Origin of the sequence: Pararcticibacter amylolyticus (assembly GCF_003130405.1) — a bacterium.
Taxonomy (GTDB): domain Bacteria; phylum Bacteroidota; class Bacteroidia; order Sphingobacteriales; family Sphingobacteriaceae; genus Arcticibacter; species Arcticibacter amylolyticus.
Genome location: NZ_QEAS01000007.1, coordinates 1 through 12120, shown reverse-complemented (window position 1 = coordinate 12120; position 12120 = coordinate 1). Strand labels below are relative to the sequence as shown.

The window sequence follows — 12120 nt, the reverse complement described above, 5'->3', positions numbered from 1 at the left end:
CCCCCACCTACTTAAACCGTACACCGCTCTTGCCCAAATCTTTTGAGGTCGCTACTGCGATGCCGCGCTGATCTTTCTTGTTCACTGCACAATAGAAGTGGTATACAACGCCTTTGTGTTTGACGACGAATGACTTGTGTGCATAGAGACTATCATAGGGTTCTGAAGGCTCTATGAGGTTGTCGCCTGTCCAGTCAGTCCAGTTCACCAGGTCATACGAGCAGGCAAAACGGTTGAAAGCACCTTTACGATCCTGCCAGAATGCACCAAAGTAAAACATGACCCAAAGGTCATCCATCTTCTGCAAAACAGCATCGCCGGTTATCCCAACGGGATGATGCATTACAGGTTCCTCATTGAACCGCTTCCAGTTGACCATGTCATCTGAAACAGCCATTCCGATCCGTTCAAACCATCTTGTTTTAATATTATTTTTTGCGGAATCGCCGTTAGCATTATAGTACATCACAAAAGGATGCCCGGTTAGTTTCTTTTCATCCAGGATCACACTGCTCTTAAACAGCTTCCTGTTTTCCCACCATCTCACATCCGGATCTTTGGAAGTAAAGAAGGGTTTTTCGAAGCGTTTCCATTCATGAGCCTTCGCCACGTCGCCTGTTGTATAAGCCATACTGATTCCGAGATCGCCGGCCTCATATCCTGTTGCTGATCCTCCGAAATAAGACATCCAGTATCTGCCTTTGTATTTTTTTACGTTGTAACTGCCTCCCCATTTTGTGTCCTGCAGGGCGATATATCCGGCACGCTGACTTCCATCCCATTCGGTGCTGTCACCAAATGACAACAAACGTCCTTGCTGTTCCCAGTGCAGAAGATCCTTGCTCTTTGCCAGCCAGGTTTCGTAACCGCGACCGTTGAAGATCACGTAGGTCATATACCAGTCATTACCTTTTTTGAACACACTGGGGCAGTCCATCTTCTGCGAATCATCAGCCGGAACCATGACCAATCCATATTTATGAGGTGTTTTCACTTCCTCATACACCCCGCGCATCCTCTCATCAGGAACTTTCTGTCCCTGACCTTTTGATGAAAGCCCGATTGCAAACAGCAGTACTGCAGTTAAAGCGCCTTTAAATATCATATGTGTGTGTGTGTTAAAAAATACTATTGTTTTTCACAGCAAAGTGATATACCCCCGAACCAATTTCAAGAGCGGTTTTTCCGTTCCTTGTCTCTTTTACCAATATTCCCTTGTCTGTTGAAAGAGCCTTCCCCCCTTCGGAGATCTGTGAGATCTTTCCCGCGGGAAGCCATACGGTAGCCTTTGTATTTCCCGGAACCTTAGCAGTCAGCTCAAACTGGCCTTCACTCTTTTTCCATTGACTGGATATCAGGCCATAAGGCGACTGATAGTCAGCATTTGCAGAAGTGATATTTCCTACGATCTCAGGGTGTATCGTTATCGTGTTAAAGCCCACAGAGTTCTCACCCGGCCTGATCCCTGCTACACTACTATAAAACCACTCCAGGATATGCCCCAGCATAAAGTGGTTATTGGAAACAGCGGGAGAAGCGACCCACGATTCAGTAAGCGCTGTAGCCCCCTTTGCAAGCTGATACCCATATCCCGGAACTTCAGTATTACTGTTCATGTCGTAGATCACATCCGATCTTCCGGCATCAGCAAGCACCTGAAGCAAATAACGGAACCCAATATCTCCCGATGTGAGGCTATTGTTTCGGTCCCTGATATCTTTTACTATATGGTTGATCACAGCTTCCTTATACTGAGGCTCCACGAGTCCCATGTACACCGGCATGGCATTGGAAGTCTGGCTTCCGGAACCGTACTGCATTTTCTCCCTGTCGAAAAACTTGCTGTTGAATGCCTGTTTCACTTCTTTGGCAAGAGAAGCATATCTATCTGCATCTGCACTTTTTCCGAGCAGTAAAGCTGCTTTCTGAAGGATTTGCAGATCATAGTAATAATAGGCAGTAGCCGTTAAGCCCATCGGTGTCATCTGGCAAAAGCCGGAACGCTCCGGCCCGATATCATACCAGTCACTCAATCCGTAAGAAATGATATGGCTGCTGGCCTTACTGCTCAGATAATCAAGATAACGCTGCATCATCGGATAGGAGCTTTCCAGGGCATCCTTGTCGCCATACCATTCATAGAGGTACCAGGGCAGGATAATGGCATTGCTTCCCCATTCCGGAGAATCGCGGAACACTCCTTCCATGAAATCCATCACGGTATATTCGGGTACTGTGGCCGGAATCAAACCCTCAGGCGTCTGTGCCGTTCTTAAATCATCCAGCACCTTCCTGCACAGGTTAGCGATATTGTAATTATAGCGGATCGAATTGCCCACCAGGTGAACCTGCTCCTGCCAGCCAAGACGCTCACGGTGGGGGCAATCTGTAAAAACGCTCACCATATTGCTCCGGATGGCCCAGTCGATCAGTTTACTTGTCCGGTTAAACAGATCATTCGACGAAGCAAACTCACCGGCTTTTTCCGCTGCGTTACGGGTATGCAGGCCTCTGACAGACCTGAGCACCGGCTTATTCGCAGCATTTGCCATTCCCGGGGGAACAGCGCCCTCCACCTGTAAATAGCGGTAGCCATAATAAGTAAAGCGCGGACTCCATGTTTCCACTCCTCCGCCTTTTAATACGTAATCGTAATATACAGGCTTACCTGTTGACTTTTGATTGGCAGAGCCATCGTCATTGATCAGCTCAGCCGGGGTAATTCTGACGGTATCCCCTTTCTTCCCCTGAACGGTAATCTCCGGAATTCCAGAGGCATTTTGCCCCAGATCGAAAACATAAGAAACATCAGATATCCGGGTGGTCTTTACAGGAACAAAACTTTCGAAAGTTTTCAGAGGATCAGCCATTTGTGACCTTAGGACCGGAGGGCCATCTGCTATCACCACCTGCTTCCAGCGGCTATCATTAAACACCGGCGTATTCCATCCCGGCTGTTCTTTGCGGGCATCATAATCTTCTCCCCCATAGATACTGCTGTAGGTGACCGGGCCTGGGGCTGTTCTCCAGCTGCCGTCACTCAGGATATTCTGGACAGTCCCGTTCTGATATTCAAGCTGAATGCGGCAGATCATTTTGGGATAGCCGAACGCCCCGGTAAGCTTCCGGTAGCGCTTGTCCCTGGGGGTGTAATAAAAGCCGTTGCCCAACATAACTCCCAGGGCATTCTTCCCCTGCTTCAGCTGACTGGTTATATCAAACGTCACATAGAGAGCCTCCTTATCGTATTTCGTCCATCCCGGATCAAGGAAATGGTCTCCTGTTTTCGTTCCGTTGACACTCATTTCGAAATGGCCAAGCCCGGAAATGAATACCGTAGCCTTTTTTAAAGAAGCCTTAACATCAAACGTTTTCCGGATAAGCGGCAATACATTATTAGTTGGCTGCAAATTTTTTCCGCCCTTCCCGTGCGAAGCAGGTATTATCTTTTCCGCATCTGGCAGGTTTTCCCAGGCGATCCATTTTGCACCTTTCCAGTCCGCAGCCGAAAACAAAGCAGTTTGCCATGAAGCTGCCTTACTCCAGGCAGAGACGCGCCCCTTATTGTCCCAGACCCTTACTTTCCAGTAATATTGTTTGGCGGGGTTTAATACACTGCCCGCATATTTTACCTGTATAGAAGCATCAGACGAAATCTTCTTTGAATCCCAGATGTTCCCTTGGTTGGCAGAAAGTGATTTCAGGTTATCTGAAACTAATATCTGATAAGAAATTTGCAGAACGTTCCGGCTGGATGAACGGATCTCCCAGCTCAGCCGGGGAGTTCTCATATCCAGTCCTATGGGATCCTTTTTCCCCTCACAGCGCAAATTCTCTACCCAAATCCCTTGCCCAAAGGATCTTAAAGAAATAAAAAACAGGAGCAAGGAAACTGTAGTTAGTTTGCGCATTCTTCTTTCGTATCTATGGTTAGCAAACAAAGTTACTGGCGGAGCGAGGAGCTTTTTTATGAAAAGTTCTCTATATATTGTATAATATTATCCTGAGCAAAAACAAACAATAAAGGTAAGATACGCTTATTTAGCATTTACAGGAACAAAAGGACGGTCTATTATTTTAAGGTTCAGAAGGTTATTTCTTAATTTCTTCGGAATCATCCTTCACCGACCATTACACCCAAATAAGAATGCGGAGGTATAATCGTATCATGGTTTTTACATATAGTTCTTAAACTTATCCAGCGGCATATTAGTTGCTGACCATCAAAACCGTCCCCTGGAGTATCCGGATTCTCTTTGTTGAATAACCGGCTTTACAGGTTCCTTAACTCCAGGGCGATGGCCGGATCAGTCTCCGGATAATCCAGTAAGGCGCTGTAAGCATCTCCTTCCAGCCCCAGCAGCATTGCAAAGGCTGGTTCTGTCTTTATTCCCTTTAATTTCAATTCTATAACAGCTCTTTTAAATTCCTCTCCCTTTTGTTGAAGTATAAAATATTCAATCATCATATGCCGGTATGCTTCCTGCTGTTTTACCGGCCGGTTTTGACCGAAAACCTCAACGGGAAGATCTTCCATTCTGAAGAATGCCATAACGGTTTGCACGCCATTGACATGAGACTCCGACATTGAGAACTCTTTCTCCCCGCTGAAAGAGAGAAGTGCTGCTTTAAAAGCATCAATATTCCTCCAACAGCATACAATGTCCATATCACTGCCCGGTATATCTATTTCCAGGGGGATGGTGCCTGTCAGAACAGGATCAAAAGGCTCAAGTAATTCCATAACCCTATGTTCGCCTAAAACCTTCCAGGCTTTCTGCTGGACAGAATTTCCAGCCTTCAGATACTCTATCGTATCAAACTTTTTCATTTAAAAAAGGTGTCTGAGGAATGTCTCCGGGTTATCAAGAAAAGATTTGGTAAGATTGTAATGCTCCGTTTCCTGGTAAGTAGTTTCAGTAACTCCGCTCTCACTGAAATGAAAAATCGCAGCACCGGGGTAACAGATCAATATGGGCGAATGTGTCGCTATCAGGAACTGTGCGCGCCCGCTTCTTTCGAGCTTATTGATCACGGACATAAAAGCGAGGATCCTTGCGGGTGACAAAGCAGCTTCAGGCTCATCAAGGATATAAATGCCGGAATCAAACTTGTTATCGAAAAGGGAAAGGAAAGATTCGCCATGGGATTGTTCATGGAGGGACTTGCCGCCATAGGCATCAAGTAATTTTTGACCATCTGCGGGATTAGGATTTTCTTTTACCATTTCATCGATATACGATGCAAAATTGAAAAAGCTCTCCGCCCTCATAAAAAAACCCTGGTTTATTCTTCTTGGCTTCCAGACTAATTGTATAAATTCAGCGAGTGGCGATTCATATTCATCAAAACTGAATCCGCTGTTCAGATTGTGATTCCTGTTTCCTCCTCTCAGACTAAAACCGCACTTTTCTGCAACTCCTTCGAGTACAGTTGATTTACCTGAGCCATTCTCGCCTACAAAAAAAGCAACATTTGAATACAACGACAGCCTCAGTCCGTTTCTCAGGGCTGGAATGCTAAATGGATAATCACTACTATCAACAGGCTGATATCTTATTTCTGAAAGGTATGGCACAGGTACTTATTGTTTTTCCAAAGGTAAAAAATTCCATTATCTTTACCCTCACCTATATCGGTCGGGGATGGAATCAATCGCTTTTATTGATACGGAAATTGAACCGCGCAGCAAGAAAATACTGGATATAGGATGTATCCTTGATAACCATCGCCCTTTTCACTCAGGATCAGTCAGCGCATTTGTCAGCTTTATAGGCGGATCGAAACTCATTTGCGGACATAACATTTTCAGTCACGACCTGAAGTTTCTTAAGAGGGCTCTGGGGCAGGATCTGACAGATAAACACGGCGTGATTGACACACTGCTCCTCTCCCCGCTGATGTTCCCTGCCCAACCCTCACATGCATTGCTAAAGGACGATAAACTTCAGACAGATGACCTGAATAATCCTCTTAACGATGCTATAAAGGCCCGGGATCTCTTTTATGATGAAGTATCAGCGTTTCATGATCTTGCTGCACCATTGAAACAAGTCCTGTGGCTATTGCTGCACCGTCATCCGAACTTTAGTGCATTTTTTATTTACACCGGATACCATAGCGACGATCAGGATGTAAGGACTCTTATCAGCACAGTCTTCAGAGAAGATATTTGCAACCAGGCTGATTTACAGCAAATGGTTACGGAATACCCGGTAGAACTCGCTTATTGCCTTGCATTGCTCAGCTGCAAAAAACCGAACTCGCAGCTGCCGCCCTGGGTGATCATGCAATACCCAAAGGCCGCCCGGCTCCTGCACATGCTGCGGGACACTCCTTGCCTGGAAGGCTGTATTTACTGTAATAGAGCACTGGACATACATGAAGGGTTGAAAAGACATTTTGGATTTACGGCATACCGTACATACGGAGGCGAGCCGCTGCAGGAAATGGCAGTGAAAGCAGCTGTCCATAATAAATCACTCCTGGCAGTTTTTCCAACAGGAGGAGGCAAGTCAATTACGTTCCAGATTCCGGCTTTAATGAGCGGAGAAAATTCAAAAGCTCTGACAGTAGTGATCTCTCCCCTGCAATCTCTGATGAAGGACCAGGTAGACAACCTTGAAAAAGCAGGTTGTACGGCAGCCGTTACGATTAACGGATTGCTCGATCCCATCGAACGCGCGAAATCTTTTGCAAGGGTTGAAGACGGGTCGGCATCTATCCTCTACATTTCTCCCGAATCGTTACGGTCTGTAAGTATTGAACGGCTGTTGCTTGGCAGGAAAATAGCTCGTTTCGTGATTGATGAGGCACATTGTTTTTCTTCATGGGGGCATGATTTCAGAGTCGATTACCTGCATATCGGCGACTTCATCCGCTCATTGCAGGAAAAGAAGAACAGCGAGATGCCGATCCCTGTTTCGTGTTTTACCGCAACTGCAAAGCGAAAAGTAATAGAAGATATTCGTCAGTATTTTAAAGAAAAACTTTCCCTGGATCTGGAATTATTCAGAACCGGGGCATCCAGGACCAATCTCCGTTACCGCGTGATTAACAGCGCGGACGATACTCACAAATACAGCACGCTCCGGGACCTCATCGGCGAAAAGCCATGCCCTGCTATTGTCTACGTTTCGAGAACGAAGAGGGCCTGCGAGCTCGCCGATAAATTGACCAATGATGGATTAAAGGCACTCCCCTATCACGGAAAGATGGATTCATCCGAAAAGATCGGGAACCAGAACGATTTTCTCTCAGGGAAGGTACGCATTATGGTTGCCACGTCAGCCTTTGGAATGGGAGTCGACAAAAAAGACGTAGGGATGGTGATCCACTATGACATTTCAGATTCACTGGAAAACTACGTCCAGGAGGCCGGACGGGCTGGCAGAGACGAAAATATTACGGCCGAATGCTATATCCTGTATAATGATGAAGATCTTTCCAGGCATTTCATCCTGCATAACCAAACCAAACTGGGTATTAAAGACATTCAGCAGGTATGGAAAGCGATCAAAGACCTGACACGGTTCCGGTCTGCTGTTTCCAACTCAGCACTGGATATAGCACGTAAAGCCGGTTGGGACGATTCCATTGCCGATGTAGAGACCAGGGTGACCACCGCAATTGCTGCACTTGAAGATGCCGGGTATGTCCTGCGAAAACAGAACATGCCAAAGGTATTCGCCAGCAGTATCATACCACGTACAGCTCAGGAAGCAGCAGACAGGATACAGGCATCTGAACGATTCAGCGATGACCAAAAGACAAGCGCCATCCGGATCATCAAAAAGTTAATCTCAGCCAGGAGCCGGAAGCTTGTCAGCGACGACGCTCCTGAATCACGGATTGATTACATATCCGACCACCTGGGGATTGAAAGAGAAAAAGTAATTGAAGCAGTCAATCTTTTACGGGACGAAAACATCCTGGCCGATGCCATGGATCTCACGGCCTTTATCAAAAAGGGAGAAAACAGGAACCGCTCGCTGAACATCACAGAAATGGCCTGCGGCATAGAGAACTTCCTGCTATCTGCCATTGACGAAGATGAATCTGTTTATTCGCTTAAAGAACTGAATGACCTGGCAGAAGAAAAAGGAATCAGCAACGCTAACCCTAACCAGATCCAGACTATTCTCAATTTCTGGGCTATAAAGAAATGGATCTCCAAGAGGAGAGATGGCTATTCAAAAAATCATCTCAGGATCCACTGGCTTATCAAAAAAGAAGAGGCAAAAGAGAAATTCCAGAAACGCCGGGACCTTGCAGGATTCATTATTCATCATCTTTACCAAAAGACAGCAGCCAGCACCCCGGTAACCGGATCTGACTCCGAAGAGATATTGGTGGAATTTTCAGAGCTGGAACTCGTTAACGGATACAACGGGCAGACAGGACTATTCAAAACACAAGTAAACCATGAAGATATTGAAGATACTTTGTTTTACCTCTCCCGCACCGGCGCTTTAAAGCTTGACGGGGGTTTCCTGGTAATTTATAATAAGCTGACCATTGACAGGCTTGAGAAAAACAACAGGGCAAAATACACCCTTGCAGATTACCAGAAACTAAGCCAGTTTTATGAGAATAAAGTACAGCAAATCCATATAGTTGGCGAGTATGCGCAAAAGATGGTTAATGATTATAAAGAGGCGCTCGGGTTTGTCGATGACTATTTTCAATTAAACTACTCCTCGTTCCTCAGCAAATACTTCAGGGGAGACAGGCAGGTTGAAATTAAAAGGACCCTGACACCTGCAAAATTCAGGCAGATCATAGGTGATCTGTCACCAGCTCAGCTCAGGATAATCAACGACAATACTTCTAAATATATCGTTGTGGCGGCCGGCCCTGGAAGTGGAAAAACCCGGGTCCTCGTCCACAAGCTTGCTTCACTGGCAATGATGGAAGACATCAAACTGGAGCATCTGCTCATGATCGCCTTTTCAAGAGCGGCCGTTACTGAATTCAAAAAACGCCTGACGGGGCTCATTGGCAATGCAGCAAACTTCGTTGAGATTAAAACATTTCATTCATATTGTTTTGATCTGACCGGGCGGGTAGGCAGCCTTGAAAGATCCGGCGATATCATCAGGGAGGCAGTTAACAAAATACGCAGCCGGGAAGTTGAAACCAACCGCATTACCAAAACCGTTCTGGTGATTGATGAAGCCCAGGATATGGATGCTACTGAATACTCCCTGGTGGAAGCACTCATAGAGCAAAACGAGGACATGAGGGTGATCATGGTTGGAGATGACGACCAAAACATCTATACATTCCGCGGTGCAAGATCTGAACACCTGGAGAGATTTATCCGTGAAAAGAGCGCACGCAAATATGAACTTATTGAAAATTACAGGAGTAAGAATAACCTGGTGCAATTTGCCAATCAGCTTGCAGAAAGCATTTCTCACAGGCTAAAGAGCAGCCCGGTTGTTGCCCGGCAAATAGACAATGGAGAGATCCGCCTGACACACTATAATGGAGAAAACCTTGTCACTCCCCTGGTAAACGACCTGCTAAATACAGACCTCAAAGGCAGCACCTGCGTACTAACGAGAACAAACGAGGAGGCTTCCAGGATCGCCGGGCTGCTGCTAAGTCATCGCAGGCCGGTTAAACTGAGCCAGTCCGACGATAGCATCAGTGTTAAAAACATTCTTGAGATCCGGTTTTTCCTGGAGCTCATTGACAGCTACCCTGACGTTTCTATTATCCAGGAGGAACACTGGAAGCAGGCAAAGGCGGAACTAATAAAACACTTCGGTAAGAGCACGAAACTCGATATGTGCCTGCGCGTGCTGAAAGATTTTGAAGAAACTAATACAAAAGCGAAATACAGGACCGACCTGCAAACTCTGCTGCAGGAATCGAAACCGGAGGATTTTCTGTTCGCCACCGAAGATGTTATCCTGGTATCCACTATTCATCAGGCAAAAGGGAAAGAGTTCGAACATATCTTTTTATTACTCGGCGCGTGCAACCCTGCGGATGATGATACAAAAAGGCTTCTGTATGTAGGGATCACAAGGGCTAAAAAACATCTTTCGGTTCATACCACAGATAATTTCTTTCGAAATATAAAAACTGATGAGCTTGTAGTGACCGAAGACAGCAACATTTACCCGCCACCCCGCGGGTGGTTGATTCAGCTGAATTACAAAGACGTATGGCTTGACTATTTCATACCCCGTCAGGCTTTACTGTCAAACCTTCGCAGCGGAGACAGGCTTATGGTAACAGAAGAAGGCTGCGAAAAGCCCGATGGTGTTACAGTTTTAAAATTCTCCAAGAAATTCCAAAACACGGTCCTGGATCTGAAGACGAAAGGCTTTGCCATCAGGTCGGCCAGGATAAATTACATCCTTTACTGGAAAAAAGAAGACGCGGAGCAGGAAATCATCATACTGCTTCCCGAGGTATATTTCACTTACACACCCGGGTGATTTATATTTCACTTACACACGCGGGTGGCCTAAGCTAATGCTGTTTTTCGGAAGTATCAGCCTTGTAAACCTCCGGATTTACCGGATACGGCAAAGATTGTCCTTTAAGCCCCGCAATGATATTTTCAGCAATAAGACGAACCATTTCTACTCTTGTTTCTTCCGTAGAAGTACCAATATGGGGCGTTACAGCAACATTCTCCATTGTTAAAAGAGGATTATGGGGAAGCATTGGTTCCGGATTTGAAACATCAAGACCGGCCCCCCATATGATCCCGTTCCGCAAAGCCTCAATCAGTGCCTCTTCATCATGCATCGCTCCCCTGGCTGTATTGATAAATATGGCAGTAGACTTCATCTTTGCGAAAACATCCCGGTTGAATATGGCACCATTTTCTTTGTTCAGGGAGGAGTGAACCGAAAGAATATCACTTCTATCCAGGAGTTCATCAAAACTCACATATTCCGCTCCCAGCTCTTTTTCCGCCTCCTCATTGCGGCTGCGGTTATGATAAATAACCTTCATTCCGAATGCCCTGCTGCATCGTTTTGCCATTTCAGTACCGATATTACCCAGTCCAAAGATTCCAAGGGTTTTCCCGTCGAGTTCTATTCCGAGGTTTACCGTAGGATCAAAGAATCCCCATTCGCCATTCAGAATACGCTGGTGGTGATAAAATGCCTTTCTTGAAACATTCAGCATTAAAAGGAACGCCGTGTCGGCAGTCGTTTTGCTTAATACTCCCGGCGTATTACCTACTAGAATACCCAGCCGTGTAGCTTCTGCTACATCCACATTATCAAAGCCAACGGCGTGCAGGGCAATTACCTTCAGATGCCGGCACTCGTTTAAAAAGTGCTTATCGAGCTTATTAGGTCCCGCACTCACCAGTGCATCATAGTTCTTACAATGGCCAATCAGTTCCTCTTGTGTCAGATCCCTTTTTTCTGTCCATTCCGTAACGCTAAAACCGGCATCTTCCATCAACTTTACTCCCGATGCGGTAATTTTCCTTGTTATAAATATCTTCTGTGCCACGTGACTCATCTCCTGTTTTAGTGCAAACAGCGGCTAAGGTAACACTTTCAGATTTGCATCTTCTGTGTACCCTCGCTTATTCGCCCCCTTCCCTTACAAAGAAAACCTTCCTTAAAGAGAAAGCTGCTTCTAAAGAGAAAACCTCTTTCCCAGAACAAAAGGCATCCCCTCATCACCGTCAGTGCTCAATCTTTCCTTCGCGCTCAACACCCCCTCCGAACTCAACACCCTCTCATTCTCTACAACACCCTCCGGCCCGTTTCTCCCCGTGCCACTTCCCGATAACCCATCTGCTCTTACCCTCCGGCTCCCCCTTTGCTCCCTGTCCCTCATCTTTTCCGCCCCTTTAGCCATCTTCTCCAGCAACTCATTCCCCGCATAACACAAGCCCGGGTGACGCCTCCCGGCCTCCTTCCTCACTTTCAGCGGCTCCTCAAGCGAAAGAGGCTCCGTCGTCCTGAAAGCCGCCAGGATCGCCGCAGGGCTGAACGAAGGCGTATTGACCAGGCCGCCCCCTGCACCCGTATCACTGACGCCCAGGCAATCCAGCGAGGCCGTCACTATTACCATACACCCTTCCGGGATCGTCCCCTCCATCTCAAAGTCCAGCGCCTCCATATCCTTCCA

At 46.4% G+C, this 12120-nt stretch carries 7 protein-coding genes; 1 reads left to right on the top strand and 6 read right to left on the bottom strand.

Annotation, left to right across the window (positions count from 1 at the left end; genetic code table 11):
* Nucleotides 1-7 precede the first annotated feature (7 nt).
* From DDR33_RS09520 to DDR33_RS09505, 4 genes are all read right to left on the bottom strand, one after another.
* Nucleotides 8-1105 carry a glycoside hydrolase family protein gene (locus tag DDR33_RS09520; protein ID WP_238387741.1) on the bottom strand — a complete coding sequence of 366 codons (1098 nt, stop codon included), beginning with the start codon at nucleotides 1103-1105 and terminating at the stop codon, nucleotides 8-10.
* A gap of 13 nt (nucleotides 1106-1118) precedes the next feature.
* Nucleotides 1119-3911: an alpha-L-rhamnosidase gene (locus DDR33_RS09515; protein WP_109415558.1), complete on the bottom strand. Its 2793-nt coding sequence runs from the start codon at nucleotides 3909-3911 to the stop codon at nucleotides 1119-1121.
* 362 nt (nucleotides 3912-4273) lie between these two features.
* Nucleotides 4274-4831, bottom strand: a complete 558-nt coding sequence (locus DDR33_RS09510; RefSeq protein WP_109415557.1) for a DUF4269 domain-containing protein — start codon at nucleotides 4829-4831, stop codon at nucleotides 4274-4276.
* The gene (locus DDR33_RS09505) at nucleotides 4832-5578 is read right to left on the bottom strand and encodes an AAA family ATPase (RefSeq protein ID WP_109415556.1); all 747 of its coding nucleotides are present in this window, start codon (nucleotides 5576-5578) and stop codon (nucleotides 4832-4834) included.
* Nucleotides 5579-5645: 67 nt separating this feature from the next.
* Between DDR33_RS09505 and DDR33_RS09500 the strand changes: the two genes are divergently transcribed.
* Nucleotides 5646-10454, top strand: coding sequence for a RecQ family ATP-dependent DNA helicase (locus DDR33_RS09500; RefSeq protein ID WP_109415555.1), 4809 nt, complete (start codon nucleotides 5646-5648; stop codon nucleotides 10452-10454).
* Between the two features lie 34 nt (nucleotides 10455-10488).
* Here DDR33_RS09500 and DDR33_RS09495 read toward each other — a convergent pair whose 3' ends face one another.
* Together DDR33_RS09495 and DDR33_RS25785 are read right to left on the bottom strand one after the other, a co-directional pair.
* A complete protein-coding gene (locus DDR33_RS09495; RefSeq protein ID WP_394341109.1) occupies nucleotides 10489-11493 on the bottom strand; it encodes a 2-hydroxyacid dehydrogenase in 1005 nt (334 codons plus the stop codon).
* A 129-nt stretch (nucleotides 11494-11622) separates the two neighbouring features.
* Nucleotides 11623-12120: hypothetical protein (locus DDR33_RS25785; RefSeq protein ID WP_158280694.1), on the bottom strand; the 498-nt coding region annotated here is incomplete at its 5' end.